This window comes from Pseudooceanicola algae, from assembly GCF_003590145.2.
GTDB classification, from domain to species: domain Bacteria; phylum Pseudomonadota; class Alphaproteobacteria; order Rhodobacterales; family Rhodobacteraceae; genus Pseudooceanicola; species Pseudooceanicola algae.
In genome coordinates this window covers 692,105-710,388 of the sequence record NZ_CP060436.1, presented here as the reverse complement: position 1 = coordinate 710,388, position 18,284 = coordinate 692,105, and the positions used below count along the sequence as shown (strand labels likewise).

The 18,284-nt window shown below is 63.9% G+C and carries 21 protein-coding genes and 1 tRNA gene; 10 read left to right on the top strand and 12 right to left on the bottom strand.

Annotated elements, in window-relative coordinates; genetic code table 11:
• The first annotated feature begins 10 nt into the window (after positions 1 to 10).
• A complete protein-coding gene (locus tag PSAL_RS03475) occupies positions 11 to 643 on the top strand; it encodes a trimeric intracellular cation channel family protein (protein WP_119839901.1) in 633 nt (210 codons plus the stop codon).
• Between the two features lie 23 nt (positions 644 to 666).
• Here the strand turns inward: PSAL_RS03475 and PSAL_RS03470 are convergent, their stop codons facing one another.
• Positions 667 to 1,449 carry a GNAT family N-acetyltransferase gene (locus tag PSAL_RS03470; protein WP_119839900.1) on the bottom strand — a complete coding sequence of 261 codons (783 nt, stop codon included), beginning with the start codon at positions 1,447 to 1,449 and terminating at the stop codon, positions 667 to 669.
• A 218-nt stretch (positions 1,450 to 1,667) separates the two neighbouring features.
• Positions 1,668 to 2,129 (bottom strand): outer membrane protein assembly factor BamE, encoded by a 462-nt coding sequence (locus PSAL_RS03465; protein ID WP_119839899.1) that lies wholly within the window; start codon positions 2,127 to 2,129, stop codon positions 1,668 to 1,670.
• Between the two features lie 92 nt (positions 2,130 to 2,221).
• Here PSAL_RS03465 and PSAL_RS03460 point away from each other — a divergent pair, with 92 nt between their 5' ends.
• From PSAL_RS03460 to PSAL_RS03425, 8 genes are all read left to right on the top strand, one after another.
• Positions 2,222 to 2,863, top strand: a complete 642-nt coding sequence (locus PSAL_RS03460; RefSeq protein ID WP_119839898.1) for a YceD family protein — start codon at positions 2,222 to 2,224, stop codon at positions 2,861 to 2,863.
• Positions 2,864 to 3,057: 194 nt separating this feature from the next.
• On the top strand, positions 3,058 to 3,264 hold the full coding sequence (gene rpmF / locus PSAL_RS03455) for a 50S ribosomal protein L32 (protein WP_119839897.1): 207 nt from the start codon (positions 3,058 to 3,060) through the stop codon (positions 3,262 to 3,264).
• Positions 3,265 to 3,289: 25 nt separating this feature from the next.
• Positions 3,290 to 4,402 carry a phosphate acyltransferase PlsX gene (plsX, locus tag PSAL_RS03450; RefSeq protein ID WP_119839896.1) on the top strand — a complete coding sequence of 371 codons (1,113 nt, stop codon included), beginning with the start codon at positions 3,290 to 3,292 and terminating at the stop codon, positions 4,400 to 4,402.
• Positions 4,399 to 5,373, top strand: a complete 975-nt coding sequence (locus PSAL_RS03445; RefSeq protein ID WP_119839895.1) for a beta-ketoacyl-ACP synthase III — start codon at positions 4,399 to 4,401, stop codon at positions 5,371 to 5,373. The genes plsX and PSAL_RS03445 overlap by 4 nt, the downstream gene beginning before the upstream one ends.
• Before the next feature lie 98 nt (positions 5,374 to 5,471).
• Complete coding sequence (ihfA, locus tag PSAL_RS03440; protein WP_119839894.1) at positions 5,472 to 5,774, top strand: integration host factor subunit alpha; 303 nt, start codon at positions 5,472 to 5,474, stop codon at positions 5,772 to 5,774.
• 9 nt (positions 5,775 to 5,783) lie between these two features.
• A complete protein-coding gene (locus PSAL_RS03435; RefSeq protein ID WP_119839893.1) occupies positions 5,784 to 6,488 on the top strand; it encodes a MerR family transcriptional regulator in 705 nt (234 codons plus the stop codon).
• An 82-nt stretch (positions 6,489 to 6,570) separates the two neighbouring features.
• Positions 6,571 to 6,647 (top strand) — tRNA-Pro (locus PSAL_RS03430).
• Between the two features lie 163 nt (positions 6,648 to 6,810).
• On the top strand, positions 6,811 to 7,887 hold the full coding sequence (locus PSAL_RS03425; RefSeq protein WP_119839892.1) for a 2'-deoxycytidine 5'-triphosphate deaminase: 1,077 nt from the start codon (positions 6,811 to 6,813) through the stop codon (positions 7,885 to 7,887).
• Between the two features lie 24 nt (positions 7,888 to 7,911).
• On the opposite strand, the gene PSAL_RS03420 is transcribed toward PSAL_RS03425, so the two are convergent.
• From PSAL_RS03420 to PSAL_RS03390, 7 genes are all read right to left on the bottom strand, one after another.
• Positions 7,912 to 8,070 (bottom strand): hypothetical protein, encoded by a 159-nt coding sequence (locus PSAL_RS03420; RefSeq protein WP_196222828.1) that lies wholly within the window; start codon positions 8,068 to 8,070, stop codon positions 7,912 to 7,914.
• A gap of 126 nt (positions 8,071 to 8,196) precedes the next feature.
• Positions 8,197 to 8,877 (bottom strand): SMC-Scp complex subunit ScpB, encoded by a 681-nt coding sequence (gene scpB, locus PSAL_RS03415; protein ID WP_119839891.1) that lies wholly within the window; start codon positions 8,875 to 8,877, stop codon positions 8,197 to 8,199.
• Entirely contained in the window at positions 8,867 to 9,667 is an 801-nt protein-coding gene (locus PSAL_RS03410; protein WP_119839890.1) for a segregation and condensation protein A, read from the bottom strand. The genes scpB and PSAL_RS03410 overlap by 11 nt, the downstream gene beginning before the upstream one ends.
• On the bottom strand, positions 9,660 to 10,667 hold the full coding sequence (locus tag PSAL_RS03405; RefSeq protein ID WP_119839889.1) for a glycoside hydrolase family 3 N-terminal domain-containing protein: 1,008 nt from the start codon (positions 10,665 to 10,667) through the stop codon (positions 9,660 to 9,662). Before PSAL_RS03405 ends, PSAL_RS03410 begins: the two co-directional genes overlap by 8 nt.
• A gap of 114 nt (positions 10,668 to 10,781) precedes the next feature.
• The gene (locus PSAL_RS03400) at positions 10,782 to 11,723 is read right to left on the bottom strand and encodes an SPOR domain-containing protein (RefSeq protein WP_119839888.1); all 942 of its coding nucleotides are present in this window, start codon (positions 11,721 to 11,723) and stop codon (positions 10,782 to 10,784) included.
• Positions 11,724 to 11,817: 94 nt separating this feature from the next.
• The gene (gene argS, locus PSAL_RS03395) at positions 11,818 to 13,560 is read right to left on the bottom strand and encodes an arginine--tRNA ligase (RefSeq protein WP_119839887.1); all 1,743 of its coding nucleotides are present in this window, start codon (positions 13,558 to 13,560) and stop codon (positions 11,818 to 11,820) included.
• Between the two features lie 123 nt (positions 13,561 to 13,683).
• A complete protein-coding gene (locus PSAL_RS03390; RefSeq protein WP_119839886.1) occupies positions 13,684 to 14,895 on the bottom strand; it encodes a deoxyguanosinetriphosphate triphosphohydrolase in 1,212 nt (403 codons plus the stop codon).
• 84 nt (positions 14,896 to 14,979) lie between these two features.
• Here PSAL_RS03390 and PSAL_RS03385 point away from each other — a divergent pair, with 84 nt between their 5' ends.
• Positions 14,980 to 15,297 (top strand): HesB/IscA family protein, encoded by a 318-nt coding sequence (locus PSAL_RS03385; RefSeq protein WP_119839885.1) that lies wholly within the window; start codon positions 14,980 to 14,982, stop codon positions 15,295 to 15,297.
• A 195-nt stretch (positions 15,298 to 15,492) separates the two neighbouring features.
• Here the strand turns inward: PSAL_RS03385 and PSAL_RS03380 are convergent, their stop codons facing one another.
• The 3 genes from PSAL_RS03380 to PSAL_RS03370 all read right to left on the bottom strand — a co-directional run bounded on the left by PSAL_RS03380 (position 15,493) and on the right by PSAL_RS03370 (position 18,188).
• Entirely contained in the window at positions 15,493 to 16,422 is a 930-nt protein-coding gene (locus PSAL_RS03380) for a DMT family transporter (protein ID WP_119839884.1), read from the bottom strand.
• Positions 16,422 to 17,606 (bottom strand): DUF6902 family protein, encoded by a 1,185-nt coding sequence (locus PSAL_RS03375; protein ID WP_119839883.1) that lies wholly within the window; start codon positions 17,604 to 17,606, stop codon positions 16,422 to 16,424. Before PSAL_RS03375 ends, PSAL_RS03380 begins: the two co-directional genes overlap by 1 nt.
• A gap of 111 nt (positions 17,607 to 17,717) precedes the next feature.
• A complete protein-coding gene (locus tag PSAL_RS03370; RefSeq protein ID WP_119839882.1) occupies positions 17,718 to 18,188 on the bottom strand; it encodes a DUF6749 family protein in 471 nt (156 codons plus the stop codon).
• Between the last annotated feature and the right edge of the window lie 96 nt (positions 18,189 to 18,284).

Genomic DNA, 18,284 nt, shown 5'->3' with positions numbered 1-18,284 from the left:
GGAGACCGCCATGACAGAGAACCTATTGCTGACTGCCGCCGACATCTTTGCCACGCTGGTTTTCGCGACCACCGGGGCGCTGGTCGCGTCCCGCAAGGAAATGGATCTTTTCGGCTTCATGTGGCTGGCCGCGGCGACCGGGGTGGGCGGCGGGACATTGCGGGACCTGCTTTTGGGGGTGCCGGTCTTCTGGGTGGTTGACCCCTGGCCGCTGGCGATCTGTCTCGGGGTGGCAGTCCTGTTGCATTTCACGGCGTCGCGGGTCCAATCGCGGATGCATCTGATCCTGTGGATGGATGCCTTCGGGCTGGCCTTTGCCGCCACTGCCGGTACGGTAAAGGCGCTTGAGTTCGGGGCGGGGGGACTTGTCGCCGTGGTCATGGGCGTATTTTCCGGCAGTCTGGGTGGCATCCTGCGCGACCTTCTGGGTCAGGAGCCGAGCATCATCCTGCGGCGGGAGGTCTACATGACCGCTGCGGCCCTTGGGGCCTCGACAGTCGTGTTGACGCGCCTGGCAGGGGCGCAGGACTGGCTGGCCGCCCTTCTTGGTTTTGTGCTGGCGTTGGCGCTACGCAGTGCCGCTATCCGCTGGAGCCTGGCCCTGCCGGTGTTCCGTCCCCGCGCGGGGCGCGACTACAGCTGATCTGCGGGAAAGCAAGGCGCGGCCTACCCGGTGATGGCGCGCAGAAGGCGTTTGCGGGCCGGCGGGATCGCCCCGATTTCCAGACCCGTAAAGACGTGCAGCGTATTCATCCGCGCATCCACCACCGCGTGATCCGACACCCAGCCCCCCATCAGCAGATAGCTGCGCAAAAGGGGCGGCATGCCGAGGGCGGCACGTTTGGCATCCGGCTTACGGCGCAGTTTCTGGGCAAAGCGGAAGACGCTTGGCGCCTTTACCCGCGGCAGGAAACGCTTTGGCGCCAAGTGACGATCCTTGAGCATTGCGAAGGCATCAAGGTAGGCCTCTGCATCGGTGCCCTTGAAGGAAGAACAGCCGAAGAGCAGTTCCACCCCGTTGCGATCCACATAGGCGGTCATCGCCGCCCAGGCGACCCGCAGGATATCCGGGTCGCGCAAATCGGGATGGATGCAGAATCGCCCCATCTCGACGATGGGACCCGAGAAGCTCTCAAGCCCGGAAAGTTCGTAATATTGCGCCGAATAGCTGCGACCGATCTCGGTTCCTGCCGCCAGCGGCAGGAAGCGGAAACAGCAGACAAGCTGGCCGTCGCGCTGGTCATGCACGAGAAAATGCGCGCAGATACGATCAAAATCATCCGCATCCAGGCGTTCTGATCCCGGCGTCGCGCTGTCATCACCGACCTGCGGGCCGAAAAAGGCCAGGGCCCGCAGACGCTGCGCCGCGATCAGATCCTCTTCCGATTCGGCCAGCCGCGCCTGGTAGCGCGGGGGGCTGGGGGGCCGGTTGGGCGTCTTGGGCAACATGACCGCTCTCCTGTCGCATCCGGCATGCACCGGAAAACCTCCCGGTTCCGATAGCATGCCAGATATGTAGGCAGCGTGACAGATGCATCCCCGCGCGAAAGCGGGATGCAAGGCCGGACGGCATGCGCGGAAAGGCCGGAAGCCCCACATCGGCCGAAAGGCGCGCAATGGTGCGCGCGCCGCCTGCCCTGCAGCCGCCGCACGCCGATCGCCCGGCCTTATTCGGTGCCGATCACACTGCTCGGGTCGATCTGTCCGAGGTTGCCGAGCAATTGCCGGATGAAGGTATTGTCGCCGGTCGAACTGTCGGTGACCCGGCGCGTCAGGACGACAAGGTTGCCGTCTTCCAGACCGTAGCTTTCAACGTTGGACAGGATACCCGCCTCGTTGAAACTGAGCGCCAGCACCTCGCGGGTGATGATCTCGGGTCGGTTGGGGCCATATTCCCGCACGCGACTGCGCACATAGTAGAAATCGCCGTTGTTCTCGACACCCGAGGTCGTCGGAGATCCGACCACCGCCTCGACGGTTTCACGCGTATCCACACCCACCGTGACCTGCGACAGGGTCGCCTCGTCCGGAATATAGCCGTGGTTGCGGTAACGCGCGACACAGGCAGACAGCCCGATCAGCGCCACACAGGCCACCAGATGTCCGGCCCGGATTCGTTTGCGCCCCATTTCCGCCCCTCTTGTAATCTGCCGCACAGGCTTTTACCTCGCTTACAGAAGGAACGCACCCACTTCAAGAAAGCCAGGACGGAAAGAGGATCATGACCGGACCCGACCCGGATTCCAGCGCGACTACGCTGAGAGTCTCGACACTTTCCAAGACCCGCCCGACCACGTTCGAACTGCGGCCCGACAAAGCCGTGATGGCGCAGATCGCCGCGCGGCTGGATCTGGATGACCTCAGAAAGCTGAGCTTTCGCGGAGAGATAACCGCCGAAGGCCGCGACGACTGGGTGCTGAAGGGCCATCTGGGCGCCACCGTGGTGCAGCCCTGCTCGGTTACGCTGGTCCCGGTCTCCACTCGGCTGGAAGAAGCCGTGTTGCGCCGTTTTACGCCGCATCTGGCTGACGACGTGAACGAAGACGAAGAATCCGAGATGCCCGAGGACGAGAGCCTTGAACCGCTCGGAGCCTGGATCGATCCGGCTCAGGTGATGGAAGAAGCCCTGTCTTTGGCCCTGCCGATGTATCCCCGCGCCGAGGGCGTCGGCCCTGCCGATGCGGTTTTTGCCGAACCGGGGCAAAAGCCGATGACGGACGAGGATGCCAAGCCCTTTGCGGGGCTGGCCGGGCTGATGGCGGGCAAAGGCCTTGCAACGCCTGACACCGCAGCCGACAACAAGAACGCGGCGACACAGGACCCCGAGGCGGGCGAAGAGGGTGACGATCCGGCAGGCAGCTGACGCGCCCACCCGCCGCAGCACCCTCGCCCGGTAAAGAATCGCTTGCACGGAGGGGAAATCGCAGTATTTTCGCGCCTCCATCCGAATTTTGGGTTGAATGCCGGGCCTTACTCAAACTATGAGGCCTGCATCCACGTGAAACCGGGCCCCGGCACAAATCGCCTCGGCCCCCGAAGATACAGATAGGTTGTGACATGGCTGTCCAACAGAACAAAGTCTCCAAGTCGCGCCGCAACAACCGTCGCGCACATGACGCCCTGGTGGCTGGTAACCCGAATGAATGCCCGTCCTGCGGCGAGCTGAAGCGCCCTCACCATGTCTGCCCGTCCTGCGGCCATTATGCCGACCGCGAAGTGGTCGCCATGGCGGACGAGATCGACCTGGACGAAGACGCGGCATAAGCCATCCAGGGGGCGGCCGTCTTCCATGAACGCGACAGAATCGTCACCGGAAACTGGACAGACGGCGCCGCCAGGCGGCCGGGTCGTGATCTCGCTCGACGCCATGGGTGGCGATCGCGGGCCCGCAACCGTGGTCGCCGGCATGGTTGCCTCTGCCCGCAAGAATCCTGATATCGACTTTATCCTGCACGGCCCCAAGGCCGAGCTGGAGCGCCTGGTGGCGCGTCGCAAGCAGTTGACCGGTCGGGTCGAGATCCGCGATGCCACGGATGTGGTGTCGATGGAGGACAAGCCGAGCCAGGTCGTACGCAGCGGCAAGAGCACCTCGATGTGGTCGGCCCTGGAAGCAGTCCGCGCCGGGGAGGCAACCGTCTGCGTCTCCTGTGGCAACACCGGCGCGCTGATGGCCCTGTCGACGATCCGGCTGCGCAAGCTGCCCGGCGTCAACCGCCCTGCCATCGCCGTGCTCTGGCCATCGCGCAATCCCCAAGGGTTCAACGTGATGCTGGATGTCGGCGCCGATATCCGCGCCGATGAACAGGACCTGCTGCAATATGCGCTGATGGGGGCATCCTATGCCCGCAACGGCCTTCGGATAGACCAGCCGCGCGTCGGCCTGCTGAACGTCGGCACCGAAGAGCACAAGGGCCGGACCGAGCTGAAAGCCGCCAACGAGCTGATCGCCCAGGCTGCCCCCAACGGCAATTTCGACTACGTCGGCTTTGTCGAAGGCAGCGATATCCCCGGCGAGAAATGCGATGTGATCGTCACCGACGGTTTCACCGGCAACGTGGCGATCAAGACCGGTGAAGGCACCGCGAACCTGATCGGCGTGTTGCTGAAAGAAGCCTTCAAATACACGCCCTTGTCCCGAATCGCGGCCGTTCTGGCCCTGACCTCGATGCGGCGGCTGCAAAAGCGGATCGACCCCCGCCGGGTCAATGGTGGCGTCTTCCTTGGGCTGAACGGGACGGTGGTGAAATCGCACGGATCGGCGGATGCCACCGGCGTTTCCTCGGCGATCAAGCTGGCCTATCAGCTGGCTGTATCCGGTTTCCAGGACAAGATCGCGGCACGGGTTGCATCTGCTGTAGCGCTGGCACAGGATGCCCCGGAACGGGAAACGGGGACGGAATGACTCTTCGGGCAGTAGCGACAGGCGTCGGGCATTACCTGCCCGAACGGGTTGTCCCCAACAGCGAATTCGAAAGCTTTCTCGACACATCGGACGAATGGATTCGCACCCGCTCGGGGATCGAGCGGCGCCATTTCGCAGCCGAAGGCGAGACCACGTCGCAGATGGCGACCATGGCCGCCCGCAAGGCGCTGGAGATGGCCGAACTGTCGCCCGACGACATCGACGCGGTGGTGGTGGCGACCTCGACCCCGGACCTGACCTTCCCTTCTGTCGGCACGATGGTGCAGGCCGGACTCGGCATGACGCGCGGCTTTGCCTATGACGTTCAGGCGGTCTGCGCCGGCTTCATCTTTGCCCTGGCCAATGCCAATGGTCTGATCCTGTCGGGTCAGGCCGAGCGGGTGCTGGTCATCGGCGCCGAGACGTTTTCCCGCATCCTCGACTGGACCGACCGATCGACCTGCGTGTTGTTCGGCGACGGCGCCGGCGCCGTGGTGCTTGAGGCGCGGACCGGAAGCGGATCGTCCGAGGATCGCGGCATCCTGTCCTGCGACCTGAATTCCGACGGCCGCTACCGCGAGATGCTTTACGTCGATGGTGGCGTGTCGACCAGCGGCGAGGCGGGCAAGCTGCGCATGCAGGGCAACCCGCTGTTCCGTCAGGCCGTTGGCAAGCTGGCCTCCACCGCCGAAACCGCGTTGGAAAAAGCCAACCTGCAGGGCGAAAACGTCGATTGGATCGTGCCGCATCAGGCCAATATCCGGATCATCCAGGGCACCGCAAAGAAGATGAACGTCCCCATGGAACGGGTCATCGTGACGGTGCAGGATCACGGCAATACCTCTGCCGCATCGATTCCCCTCGCCCTCTCTGTCGGGGTCCGCGAGGGCAAGATCAAGCCTGGTCAGCTACTTGTCGCCGAAGCAATCGGCGGCGGTCTGGCCTGGGGCGCAGTCGTTCTTCGTTGGTAGCGCCGAATAGGTCGCATTGGGACTACGCGGCAAACCATTGATATTGACTCGGAAAACGCAGCACTCCTATTCTGCTACAACCAGAAAGGGACAGGGACATGAGTGAGAAGACATTGACGAGGATGGACCTGAGCGAGGCCGTCTTCCGCGAAGTTGGACTGTCGCGCAATGATTCCGCCCAATTGGTCGAATCCGTGCTGGCCCATATGTCCGACGCGCTGGTGAAGGGCGAGCAGGTCAAGATTTCCTCTTTCGGCACCTTCTCGGTGCGCGACAAGGCCGCGCGCGTGGGTCGCAATCCCAAGACCGGAGACGAGGTTCCGATCTCTCCGCGGCGGGTGCTGACTTTCCGGCCCTCTCATCTGATGAAAGACCGCGTGGCGGACGGAAACAAGCGGTAGGGCACCGATATGCCCAAAAGCGCCGAGGCTTTCCGAACGATCAGCGAAGTCGCAGAATGGCTGGAAACCCCAGCCCATGTGCTGCGATTCTGGGAAAGCAAGTTCGCCCAGATCCGGCCGGTAAAACGCGCCGGCGGTAGGCGGTATTACCGCCCGGCCGATATGGAACTTCTGGGTGGTATCAAGCGGCTGCTGCACGACGAAGGCATGACCATCAAGGGCGTGCAGAAGATGTTGCGCGATCATGGCGTGGCCCATGTCGCCGCCATGTCCAGCGCCGCCGCCGTGCCCGATGACACCCCCACCGAAGCCGAGATCATCGAGATCCCGACCGCAGTCCTGCCCCCCCTGCCCGAAACCACCGGCAGCGGTGCAAGTGGCGCGGGCAATCCCGAAGGCGAGGCCTCCGCGCAGGTCATGGTCCCACCCGCGGACGCCCCTGACCTGCCGCGCGACACCCTGTCCGAGGCCGAGCCTGCACCAGCCTCCCCGACTGCGGAGTCGGACCCCGCGCCCGCCCCGGTCATGAAGGTCGCCGAAGACGTCCCGCAGGCCCCATCGATCCTCGACAGCCTGCCCGAAGACCCCGCCGATGACGCCCTGCCGGTGCCTGACGGGGTGCTCGCCCTGCTGCTGAAACGGGGCACACCTCTGACGCCCGACGCCGCCCGGCAGGCCCTGGATCTGGCGCGAAAGCTTGCCGCCGGGGCATGAGACCCCGCGCTGCGGAATTCGTGAAATCGGGTCAAAAAACACCTTGCCCTCAAACTCATATCCGCTATTACAGCCAAACCGTCGGGCTATAGCGCAGCCTGGTAGCGCGTCCGTCTGGGGGACGGAAGGTCGCAGGTTCGAGTCCTGCTAGCCCGACCATTTTCCCCCTGTGCCACCGACGATTGGCCCCCTGCAAGGGGTCAAGGCACACCAAGGGAAACCATCCCGAAGCCCCTGCGAAATCCTTGTACCGAAAGGATTTCCGGGGCTTTTCCTTGTCTGCGGGAAGGCATACCCTGCCGCGACAAAACGAGGGGACACCATGAGCGGAATTCTGGCCAGCCAGCATCTGAAGGCGATGATCGCACGCGGAGAAATCCGTGCAGAGCCTGCGGTTACCCCCGCCCAGATCCAGCCGGCAAGCCTTGACCTGCGTCTGGGGACCAAGGCCTGGCGGGTCCGCGCCTCGTTCCTTGCGGGGGCCGGGCGCAGCATGCAGGACCGCCTGCAGGAATTCGAAATGCACCAGATCGACCTGACCGATGGGGCGGTGCTGGAAAAGGGCTGCGTCTACGTGGTGCCGCTGGCCGAATCCCTTGCCCTGCCCTCTGGCGTGGCAGCGATGGCCAACGCGAAAAGCTCGATCGGGCGGCTTGATCTGCTGACCCGGCTGATCACCGACGGCGGCACCGAATTCGACCGCATCCCCACCGGGTACACCGGCCCGCTTTATGCCGAGATCTGTCCGCGCAGTTTCTCGGTCCTGGTGCGGCCCGGCATGCGGCTGAACCAGATCCGGTTCCGCGATGGCAGCGCCCAACTGGATGATACGGAACTGGCCAAGCTTCATCTTGGCACACCGCTGGTCGATACCGAGGCGGTGATCGAGAACGGACTGGGCTTTTCCGTCGACCTGAGCGCCGGGGCGGATGCGCTGGTCGGGTTCCGCGCCAAGCCGCATACCGGGGTGATCGACCTCGACCTGCTGGACCACTACGATCCGGCCGAATACTGGGAGCCAGTGCGCACCAGCAATCGCCGGATCATCCTTGATCCCGGTGCCTTCTACATCCTCGTCAGCCGCGAAGCGGTCACCATCCCGCCCGATTACGCCGCTGAAATGTCTCCCTACCTCGCCATGGTCGGAGAATTCCGCGTGCATTACGCGGGCTTCTTCGATCCGGGATTCGGCTATGCCGAGGTCGGCGGATCAGGCTCGCGCGGTGTGCTGGAGGTACGTTGCCACGAGGCACCCTTCGTGCTGGAACACGGGCAGATCGTCGGGCGGCTGGTGTTCGAAAAGATGGCAGAGCGCCCCGAAACGCTGTACGGCGCCGACATCGCGTCGAACTATCAGGGGCAGGGCCTGAAGCTTTCCAAACATTTCAAGGCAGTATGACGCGAAACTGAGCTTTCGCGCCGATCAGAAACGCCCCATGCGCCGCAGCAACCGCTGCGTCTGGCGCATCTGGCGGGACATCTTCTTGGTCTGGGCCAGGCGCTTCCTGTCCTGCGGGCTGTCGCCGCCAAAGCGGTCGAGGCCGTAATTCACGCCTTTGCGCAGGAACAGACGCGCTACCATTCTGATCAGTCGGTCTGCGTTCATCATCGCCTCGTTGCGGCTGCGGGATGCACCGGTAATCCCATACGCATAGCACGCCACGCTACGGATTTCACCCCATCCGGACCTGCCCGGCCCTGGGCGCGGTCATTCCTCTTCGAACATGTCCTGCTGATCGCCATCCTCATCCGCCTCTTCATCCGGATCATTCCCCGGTGGAGGGCGGTTTTCCAGCAGGCCGGCGGCGCGAAGATCCCGCAGCCCCGGCAGATCGCGCGGAGTTTCCAGGCCAAAATGATCAAGGAAGCTGGGTGTCACGACAAAGGTCACGGGCCGCCCGGGCGTCATTCGCCGCCGGCCGAAGCGAATCCATTCCATTTCAAGCAATTGGTCCACCGTGCCGCGCGATACCGAGACACCCCGGATCTCTTCGATCTCGGCGCGGGTGACGGGCTGGTGATAGGCGATGATGGCCAGTATCTCGATCGCGGCGCGGGACAGCTTGCGGGTTTCGACGGTTTCCTTCTGCATCAGGAAGCCGAGGTCGGGCGCGGTCCGAATGGCCCAACCGTCCACGACACGCACCACACGGACGCCGCGCCCCTCATAGCGTTTGCGAAGGTGCTGCACCGCCTCCGAGCCGTCACAGCCATGCGGCATCCGGGCGTTCAGGTCGGCCACGGACACCGGTTCGGTGGCGGCGAACAGGATGGCTTCGACCATGCGTTCCTGTTCGGCCATGGGCGGCGCGGTGAACAGCGACTCGCGCGGCTCCACCTGCTCCGGCGTGACCTCCGGCCCGGTGGCGGGGGCGTCTTCAGCGGTCATTGCGGTCCTCTCTGCGACGCATTTCAATGGGCGCGAAGGTCTCGCTTTGACGCAGCTCGACCTTGCCCTCCTTGGCCAGTTCCAGCGAGGCGGCAAAGGTCGCCGCCGTCACCGACCTGCGGCGCATCGGATGGGCATCCCAGCCCTTTGGCATGTAGTCGGACAGGTCCATCCAGCTGCCCCCGTAGCCGATCATCGAGCGCATGTGATCCAGCGCCTGCTCCATGGTGAAGACATTGTCGCGATCCAGAACAAAGGGGCGGAATTCGTCCTTTGTCCGGATGCGGGCATAGGCCTGCATCAGGTCCAGCAGGGTCGCGGAATAGGTGACCGTCCGCACGCGGGTGACGTTTTCAGGCACGCCCCGCACGAAGAAATCCCGCCCGCGCTGGTCCCGCGCCATCAACCGGGCGGCCACGTCGCGCATCGCCTGAAGGCGTTCAAGCTGGAACGCGAGGTGCGCGGCCAGCTCTTCGCCCGAGGGGCCTTCTTCGGTGGGATCGGGGGGCAGCAGCAGCCGCGATTTGAGGAAGGCCAGCCAGGCCGCCATCACCAGGTAATCCGCGGCCAGTTCGATCCGCAGCGTCTTGGCCTTTTCAACGAAGGCCAGGTATTGCTCGGCCAGGGTCAGGATGGAGATCCGGCGCAGATCAACCTTCTGGGTGCGCGACAGGGTCAGCAGCAGGTCAAGTGGGCCTTCGAACCCTTCGACATCGACGATCAGGGCCTCGGCTGCCAGACGTGCGGCGACCGAGCCTTCGTCTTCTTCGAAAAGGTCCTTTTCAGCCATATAGCGGTCCGTCCACAAGAGCGGACAGCTTGGCCTCCAATTCCTCGATGTCAAGCTTGGGGGCGGTGTCGGGGCGCGACAGCAGCGCGCGTTCGGCGCGGGTCTGGGCGGGGGGCGACATCGTGCCGGCAGCCTCGGCCACGGCGCGGCGATCCTCAAGCGAAGCATTGCAAAGCAGAACCACGTCACAGCCCGCCGCAAGCGATCCGAGGGCAAGGTCCGACAGGCTGCCCGACAGGGCCTTCATCGAGATATCGTCGGTCATGATCAGGTTGTCGAAACCGATGTCGTTGCGGATCACCTGCATGACGCGCGGCGACAGGGTGGCGGGCGCCTCGGGGTCCAGAGCCTCGTAAACGATATGGGCGGTCATCCCCATGGGCTGGTCGTTCAGCACCTTGAAGGGGGCGAAATCGACCTCGTGCAGGGCCTCCAGCGGGGCCGTGACGCGGGGCAGATCAAAATGGCTGTCGCTGCGCGCCCGACCATGCCCCGGCATATGCTTGACCACCGGCAGGACACCACCGGCGAGCAAGCCCATCGACACGGCACGGCCCAGACCCGCAACCGTCGGCGCATCCATGCCGTAGCAGCGGTTGCGCAGGAACGGGTGGGTCTGTTCGTCCGCCACATCGACCAGCGGCGCGCAATTCACGTCGATCCCGACAGACCGCATTTCGGCGGCGATGATCGCATAGCGCAGGTACATGGCCTGCACCGGGTTGCTGGCGCGCCCGGCAAAATCCAGCGGCGCATCCCATTGCCGGAAATCGGGCGGGCCAAGGCGCTGCACCCGGCCGCCTTCCTGATCAAGCAGGATCGGCGCATTGCGCCCTACCGTATCGCGCAGGTCGCTGCAAAGTGCGCGGATCTGATCCGGGGTTTCGATATGGCGGGCGAACAGGATGAACCCATAGGGGTCCGCATCACGAAAGAACTGCTTTTCCTCGGCCGTCAGAACCGGCCCGGTGGGATCTAGGATCGTGGCTCCGAAGGGCATGGGCGGCTCCTGTCTGATAGGGCGAAGGGGGCTGGTTCGGCAGATCGGGCAGAGGGATCACGCTGTCCGGGCCCTGACGAAATGGGCCCGCGATCCCGCATGGCGGACCCGGTATTACCGGGTCACGACCGCGATGCAATCGGCGTTGCTGGCGACCAGTGCCGCGCAGAAGCGTTCGGTATCCCCGAGGCTGGCAAAGCCCATGGCGCGCAGGCGGTAGTAGATCCGGCCACCGACCTCGGCCCGCTGGATCACCCGTTGCTTACCGTCGAGATAGATGTCGAACTTGCGCGACAGGCGGGTCCATTCCTGCTGTGCGATTTCTTCGGACCCGAAGGAGCCGAGCTGCGCCAGCTGCGTGCCCATGGGCACATCCGCCGAAGCGACAAAGCTTTGCACCGGCGCGGGCGGGCTGGCGATGGCCGCGGCACGGACCTCGGCCAAATCCGTGGGGCGCATGCGCGGGCGCACCGAATAGGCACCGATGGCCGCGACAGCCGTTGGCGTCCCTGCCCCATCCGACTCGGGCAGCGCGGCCTCGACCAGTTCCTCGGGGGCGGCATCAACATAATCTTCGGTCAGCGGCGCATTGCGGGGGGTGTTTTCCGCGCCCTCGATCACAAGCGAGGCCAGCGCGGCACTATCGTCGCGGCCCAGATCGGCACCGCCAGTTGGCGCCGCGTCCTGCTTGATGCGCAGGGCAACGGCCAATTCGCGTTCGGTCATGCCTTCCTGGCCAAGGCGCTGCGGTTCGGGCGCAAGGCTGACACGATCGGCGGCCCCGTCAGCCCCTTCGCCAGCAGCGACACGGTTCACCGCAAGCCCCTGGAAATCGGCCGTCTGGCCACCGGCATCCTCGGGCATGCGGCGCACATCGCCCGCCATCGCGCGAACCACCGGCACACCGGAGACATCCCGCATCACCATCTTGTAGCCCCAGAAGACCACCCCGGCCACCATCGCGACCGAGAGGATCCCCCCGACCCAGGTGACGATTTTCCCAAAGGAAGCCGTTTCGACGGGCTGATACCGCCCGTCCGCCTGATATTCTGCCATAACGCCTCTGCCTGCCGGGGCTCTGCCGGCCCCTCTTTAATGGAGTCTCCGGCCGATATTCCGGTTTTGCCAACTGCTCGCCCCGGCTGCTGCGTTATCGCATTTCTTTCGCCGGAGTGACCCCAAGGATACCCAATCCAGCCGAAATGACAACGGTCACGGCGCGGGCCAGGGCCAATTTCGACTGGCTGACCTGCGGCGCATCTTCCTGGACGAAGCGCAACTGGGTTTCCTCGTTGCCGCGATTGTAGAGCGCATGCAGATCGGAGGCGAGTTCGTAGAGGTAGAAGGCGATCCGATGCGGCTCATGGGTGCGGGCGGCGATTTCCACCTGGCGCGGCCATTCGGCCAGCTTGCGCGCAACAGCCAGTTCGGACGGATGTGTCACGCTGGTCGGGGTAGCCAGCAGGTCGGCATCGCCGCAGGCGATTCCCGCCGCCTCTGCCTTGCGCAGGGCAGAGCAAATCCGCGCATGGGCATATTGCACGTAGAACACCGGGTTCTCGCGGCTCTGTTCCAGCACCTTGTCGAAGTCGAAATCGAGCGGCGCGTCGTTCTTGCGCGTCAGCATCACGAAGCGGGTCACATCGGCGCCAACCTGTTCGACCACGTCGCGCAGCATGATGAAGGTCCCGGCCCGCTTGGACATCTTGAAGGGCTCGCCGTTCTTGAACAGCTTGACCAATTGGCACAGCTTGATGTCCAGCGGCACGCGGTCATCCGACAGCGCCGAAACGGCCGCCTTCATGCGTTTGACATAGCCGCCGTGATCGGCACCGAACACATCAATAAGCTGGTCGAAGCCTCTGGAAACCTTATCATAATGGTAGGCAATATCGGGCGCGAAATAGGTCCAGGCGCCATCGGATTTCGCAATCGGACGGTCAACGTCATCGCCATGTTCGGTGCTCTTGAACAGGGTCTGCTCGCGGGGTTCCCAGTCTTCGGGCATCTTGCCCTTGGGCGGTTCCAGCACGCCCCGATAGATCAGGCCCTTTGCACGCAGGGTCTCGATTGCTTCTTCGATGCGGCCGGTGCCGTAAAGGCTCTTTTCGGAATAGAAGACATCCATCTGCACGTTCAGCAGTGCCAGATCTTCGCGGATCAGGTCCATCATCGCCTCGGTGGCGAAGCTGCGGATATCTTGCAACCAGACCTCTTCGGGCTGGTCGACATATGCGTCGCCCACCCGGTCCTTCAGCGCCGCGCCGGTCTCGATCAGGTAGTCGCCGGGATAGGTGCCATCGGCAAATTCGACCTCGCGCCCATGGGCTTCGAGGTAGCGCAGGTAGACCGAGCGCGCCAGGACATCGACCTGGGCACCGCCGTCATTGATGTAGTATTCCCGCGTGACGCCATAGCCCGCATAGGCCAGCAATTCTGCCAGCGCATCACCAAAGACCGCGCCGCGCGTGTGGCCGACATGCAACGGTCCGGTGGGATTTGCCGAGACATATTCGACATTTACACGCGTACCTTCGCCCATGACCGAACGGCCATAGCCGGTGCCCTCGTGCAGCGCGGCGGTCACGATTTCGCCCCAGATCGCCTCGGCCAGACGCAGGTTCAGAAAGCCCGGACCGGCAACCTCGGCGCTGTCGATGCGCGGATCCTCGATCAACAGGGCCGCGAGGGCCTCGGCGATGTCGCGGGGCTTCATCCCGGCGGGTTTCGCCAGCACCATCGCCGCATTGGTCGCCATGTCGCCATGGGCCGGATCGCGCGGCGGCTCGACGGTCACGCTGTCGAAGACCAGGCCTTCGGGCAGATCCCCCCGTGCCTGCAGGGCGGTAAGGCTTTCCAGAACGAGGCTGCGGATATCGGTAAAGAGGTTCATGACGCTTTCCTGAAGGTATCCGCGCGGTTTAGCAGCCATATTCGCGAGGTCAATGAAAAGGCGGGCGGCAGGCCGTGCCGGCCCCGCGCCTCGGGTTCTTCCAGCATCCGGATGCCCCGCGCTTCAGTCTTCCTCGACCCGCTCGGCGTAGCGGATATGGCCGGGACCGGAAGCCCGCAGACCGGGCTCAGGATCCTGTCCGGTCAACCGCGCATGTTCAACTATGGCAAACCGGTCCGTCATCCCCGAGATGTAATCGCAAACGATCCGGGCCAGCGCGGTCCGATCACCCTCGACCGCCTTGACATCCTTGCGCCATTGCTTGGGCAGCACCTCCGGGTGATCCATGAACAGCGGGAAAAGCTCGTGGATGATCCGGGTCACCTTGGCGCGCATCTCGACTACCTCGGGGGCGCGGTACATACGATGGAACAGGAACTTCCGGATCACCTTGAGATCGCTCCAGAGCGCGGGCGAGAACTGCACCATCATGCGTCCGGCAAGGCGGATGTCGGTGACACTCTGCGGATCAAGCGCGGTCAGATTGGCGCGGGTCACGGTAATCACATCCTCGACCAGCACACCAAAGAACCGCCGCAACGCCTCGTGCCGGCGACGATAAAGGTTGAGGCCGGGGTACAGCCGATCCACCTCGGCGAAACATTCGTTCAGGATCGGCAGTTCGGCCAGTTCCTCGGTCGAGAACAACTCGGCGCGCAACCCGTCATGCAGATCGTGGTTGTTATAGGCGATATCGTCGGAGAGGGCCGCCACCTGCGCCTCTGCCGAGGCATGGGTGGCCAGTTCCAGATCATCCAGAGCGTTGTAATCCGCCAAGGCATAGGGGATCGTCCCGGTAACCGGACCGTTGTGCTTGGCGATACCTTCCAGGGTTTCCCAGGTCAGGTTCAGCCCGTCCCATTCGGCATAGGTCCGCTCGAGACTGGTGACGATGCGGATGGCCTGGGCGTTGTGGTCGAATCCCCCATAGGGCGCCATCAATGCGTGCAGCGCGTCCTCGCCGGTATGCCCGAAGGGGGGATGCCCAAGGTCATGGGCCAGGGCCACGGCTTCGGTCAGTTCCTGATCAAGGCCAAGCGCCCCGCACATCGTGCGCGCCACCTGCCCGACCTCGATGGAATGGGTCAGCCGCGTGCGGAAGTAATCACCCTCGTGTTCAATGAAGACCTGTGTCTTGTGCTTCAGCCGCCGAAAGGCCGAGGCATGGATGATCCGATCCCGGTCGCGCTGGAAGGGCGAGCGGAAGGAGCTGAGGTCCTCGCGATAAAGCCGTCCACGGCTGGCAGACGGGTCGGAGGCAAATACTGTGGTCATGTCGGTCCCTCGACTTCTTGTCGCCTTTTGCCTTACTCCTTATATTGGCTGTAACGGACATGCAAAATGTCAGAGGATGCACCAATGAATCTGCCGCCGAAAGTCACAGACCGCGCCTTTACCCGCCTTGCCGAAATCGGGGCGGGCGATCAGGCCCTGCGCGTCGCCGTCGAGGGCGGCGGCTGTTCTGGGTTTCAATACGAGATCAAGCTGGATGAAATCGCCTCCGACGATCTGGTGATCGAAGGTCAGGGACAGAAGGTCGTCGTCGATGCAACCTCCCTGCCCTTCCTGTCCGGGGCGACAATCGATTTCAGCGAGGAACTGATCGGCGCGCGTTTCGTGATCGAAAACCCGAACGCGACCTCTTCCTGCGGCTGCGGCACCTCCTTTTCGATGTGAAGTTTAGGGGGCTTTGCCCCCGCCTCCCGCGGAGGCTCCCCCAGAGTATTTCGGGCCAGATGATAAAGAGCGGTCCTCCCCTGTCATCTGGCCCGAAATACTCTGGGGGGCACCTTGTCAAAGGTGCGGGGCGAAGCCCCTGCGAGGCTCGACGCAACCGCCTTCCATTTACAATTTGGCGCTAGACCGAACCGATTATTCCGCCGGCGTGGCGTCGGGAACCGAGGCCGCGAGCTTGGCGCTGCGGCGCTGGCTGCCAATCTGATCGGCGATCAGGTAAAGACCCGATCCAATCACGATCGCCGATCCCAGGAAGATGTTCGCGCTCGGGAATTCGCCGAAGAAAAGCGCGCCCAGAAGCGTCATCCAGACGAATTGCAGGTTCATAAGCGGCGTCACCACATAGGCGGCAAGGTGGCGCAAGGCGATTACCAGAAGCCAGCGGGCAAGGAACAACAGGGCGGCATAGCCAACCACGAAGCCGAGATCCACAAGGGACATCGGTTGCCAGACGAAGGGCAGGATCGCACCCATGACCAGCATGATCGCCAGATTGGGATAAAAGACCTGGGCCAGCGCGTTGGTTTCACGCCGCCCGATATGGCGCGCCATCACCATCGATAAAGTGCCGGCCAGACAGGCCATCGCAGCCGTCAGATGGCCGGTGCGGATATGCCCCAGGCCCTGGGGAAACAGGCACATGACCCCGACCGCCCCGGTCCCGAGCGCGATCCAGACCGCCAGGTTGACCTTTTCGCCCAGGATCGGACCGGACATCAGCCCGGCGAAGATCGGCATCAGCCCGATGAAGACGAAGACTTCGGCAAGCGGCAGATCGCGGAACGCATAGAAATAGCAGGTCGCGGCAATCAGCGTTGCAAGGCTGCGCAGGGCCATCGCCAGGGGCTGCGTCGTGCGGACCACATTGGCGCTGCGCCCTCCCGAGGCCAGCTCGCTTGCAAGGCAGAACAGCGCCACCAGGCCACCCGAAACTGCAAAAAGCTGCGGGGCGGCATAGCCGCTGGCGATGAACTTGGTGATCGCATCAGCGCCGGAGATCAGCGCCGTGTAGGCCAGCACCAGAACCGCACCCATCAGCGCGGCAGAGGAGCCAAAGCGCGCCATCAGAGCGGCACGCCGTGCAGATGCGCCCGCGTGCCAATTGCGGCAGACCCCGCGCGAGCGAAAGTTTCGAAGAAGGCCGGGAAATCCTCGCAGGCCGCTTCGGCATCGGCCAGCAGGTCCAGCGCCTGGGGTTCCGCCTGCCAGAGCGTTTCCGCCAGGGGACCGCGCATGACCTCCCAATCGCCCGAGCGACGTTCATCTTCCAACAGGTGCCGGGACATGGCCAGCAACGGGCTGGCAGCGCGCCGCGGGGTGCGGAACTGCACCCGGCCTTCCGGCACATCATGGGCGAAGGCATCGTCCCCGGACACGCCAAGAGCCCAGTTACTGACCAGGAATTCGTGATAACCGTCCTGCGCCATGACCCCTCCGGCCGCTCCGCCCCCATTGCCGCTGTCCAGAAGCTGGAACCGGGCTGTTTCGACTGCGAGCCAGCTTTCCCAAGCTTGGGGCGGCGTTTGACCGGCCTGGCGCAGCGCGACGCAGATCTCGGCAAGCAGATCTGCATTGGCATCAAGATAAGCGAGGGTTCCGGCAAAATTAAGACTTTTCTGCACGGCGCGCGGGAAATCCGTCTGAAGACGCCCGTAATCGCTGAGATAGAAACAGATATGGGTCAATTCGTAAGCGGCCTTTTTATTCGGCACGGCAAAGGTCGCGCTGCGCCCTGCAAAGGCCAGCAGGCGTGCGGTCAGCCCGGTGCTATCGGCAATCGGATCCCGGCCGCGTCGCTGCATCAACCGGCGGGCTTCGGCGCGCTGCAGGTCGGAAAGTTCGGCATCGGCCAGGCCGACGCGCAGGGCCTGTTGCACCAGAGCCTCGCCCTTGGAACCACCGAAGCCAAGGTCTTCGAGGTCGAGGCAGATCGACAGGAAAAAGCGGTAATATTGCGGAAAGAACCGCAGCCGTTCCTCGATCCGGTCATAGAGGGCCTGATGCGGGGACAGGGCGCCGTCGGGCAAGGGCGCCGCGGGAATGCCGGCCCGCCGACGGCCTGCGCCGGTGGATTCGAGAATATTCAGCAGTTCGGCGTTCTCCTTCAACCAGAAGACATCTCCCTGCCCCCGGCGCTTCTGCGCAAAAAGCGCGATCAATGCAGCCTGACGTCCTGCTCGGTCCCCCTGGCGCGGCAATGGCGTGGGCGCATGGCGACGAGACAGGGTGAAAGGAATCACGTTGGACATCTTGGGGCCCCTTTTGACGCGGAAAATTTGGGTCTGCGTTCGAAAAACCTTAGCGCAACAAGGTTTTCGGGCGCGGAGAGACCCCGCGCCCGCTCGTCGCAAGTCTCGAGATCAGCTGCCCGAGGAGAAGCTTCCGCTGGCATCACCGCGCAGGCTGCGGGAGGCGGTCAGCGGCGCGGAACCCGAGGAGAAAGCTTCGACGGCATCGCCAGAGGTGGCGTCCGAGGTCAGCGGCGCGGAACCCGAGGAGAAGGCCTCGACGGCATCGCCAGAAGTGGCGTCCAAGGTCAGCGGCGCGGAGCCCGAGGAGAAGGCCTCGACGGCGTCGCCAGAAGTGGCGTCCGAGGTCAGCGGCGCGGAACCGGAGGAGAAGGCCTCGACGGCATCGCCAGAAGTGGCGTCCGAGGTCAGCGGCGCGGAACCGGAGGAGAAGGCCTCGACGGCGTCGCCCAGAAGCGGGTCGCTGGACAGGCTGGGGGCCGAGCCGGAGGACATCATGCCGGTGGCTTCGCCCGACAGCAGATCCTGCCAATCAGAGGCCGAAATGTCCTGAACTTTCAGTTGGTTGCGAATTGCACTCATGTGACACCTATTGGTTGAAATTGACCGGTTTGATGCCTTGAGGCTTGCACGTCTCACCTGATTTTCAAGCACAGGATTCAATTCTGCATTGCAGCA

What these genes read in the sequence shown, in the direction of transcription:
- PSAL_RS03460 (WP_119839898.1), top strand. Translation starts at nt 2,222, where the DNA reads ATGACCGGACCCGACCCGGATTCCAGCGCGACTACGCTGAGAGTCTCG.
- PSAL_RS03380 (WP_119839884.1), bottom strand. Translation starts at nt 16,422, where the DNA reads ATGGCGCGCTTTGGCTCCTCTGCCGCGCTGATGGGTGCGGTTCTGGTG.
- PSAL_RS03385 (WP_119839885.1), top strand. Translation starts at nt 14,980, where the DNA reads ATGAATCTGCCGCCGAAAGTCACAGACCGCGCCTTTACCCGCCTTGCC.
- PSAL_RS03390 (WP_119839886.1), bottom strand. Translation starts at nt 14,895, where the DNA reads ATGACCACAGTATTTGCCTCCGACCCGTCTGCCAGCCGTGGACGGCTT.
- PSAL_RS03435 (WP_119839893.1), top strand. Translation starts at nt 5,784, where the DNA reads ATGCCCAAAAGCGCCGAGGCTTTCCGAACGATCAGCGAAGTCGCAGAA.
- PSAL_RS03370 (WP_119839882.1), bottom strand. Translation starts at nt 18,188, where the DNA reads ATGAGTGCAATTCGCAACCAACTGAAAGTTCAGGACATTTCGGCCTCT.
- PSAL_RS03445 (WP_119839895.1), top strand. Translation starts at nt 4,399, where the DNA reads ATGACTCTTCGGGCAGTAGCGACAGGCGTCGGGCATTACCTGCCCGAA.
- PSAL_RS03405 (WP_119839889.1), bottom strand. Translation starts at nt 10,667, where the DNA reads ATGCCCTTCGGAGCCACGATCCTAGATCCCACCGGGCCGGTTCTGACG.
- rpmF (WP_119839897.1), top strand. Translation starts at nt 3,058, where the DNA reads ATGGCTGTCCAACAGAACAAAGTCTCCAAGTCGCGCCGCAACAACCGT.
- PSAL_RS03400 (WP_119839888.1), bottom strand. Translation starts at nt 11,723, where the DNA reads ATGGCAGAATATCAGGCGGACGGGCGGTATCAGCCCGTCGAAACGGCT.
- PSAL_RS03410 (WP_119839890.1), bottom strand. Translation starts at nt 9,667, where the DNA reads ATGGCTGAAAAGGACCTTTTCGAAGAAGACGAAGGCTCGGTCGCCGCA.
- PSAL_RS03475 (WP_119839901.1), top strand. Translation starts at nt 11, where the DNA reads ATGACAGAGAACCTATTGCTGACTGCCGCCGACATCTTTGCCACGCTG.
- plsX (WP_119839896.1), top strand. Translation starts at nt 3,290, where the DNA reads ATGAACGCGACAGAATCGTCACCGGAAACTGGACAGACGGCGCCGCCA.
- PSAL_RS03425 (WP_119839892.1), top strand. Translation starts at nt 6,811, where the DNA reads ATGAGCGGAATTCTGGCCAGCCAGCATCTGAAGGCGATGATCGCACGC.
- PSAL_RS03375 (WP_119839883.1), bottom strand. Translation starts at nt 17,606, where the DNA reads ATGTCCAACGTGATTCCTTTCACCCTGTCTCGTCGCCATGCGCCCACG.
- PSAL_RS03465 (WP_119839899.1), bottom strand. Translation starts at nt 2,129, where the DNA reads ATGGGGCGCAAACGAATCCGGGCCGGACATCTGGTGGCCTGTGTGGCG.
- PSAL_RS03470 (WP_119839900.1), bottom strand. Translation starts at nt 1,449, where the DNA reads ATGTTGCCCAAGACGCCCAACCGGCCCCCCAGCCCCCCGCGCTACCAG.
- ihfA (WP_119839894.1), top strand. Translation starts at nt 5,472, where the DNA reads ATGAGTGAGAAGACATTGACGAGGATGGACCTGAGCGAGGCCGTCTTC.
- scpB (WP_119839891.1), bottom strand. Translation starts at nt 8,877, where the DNA reads ATGACCGCTGAAGACGCCCCCGCCACCGGGCCGGAGGTCACGCCGGAG.
- PSAL_RS03420 (WP_196222828.1), bottom strand. Translation starts at nt 8,070, where the DNA reads ATGGTAGCGCGTCTGTTCCTGCGCAAAGGCGTGAATTACGGCCTCGAC.
- argS (WP_119839887.1), bottom strand. Translation starts at nt 13,560, where the DNA reads ATGAACCTCTTTACCGATATCCGCAGCCTCGTTCTGGAAAGCCTTACC.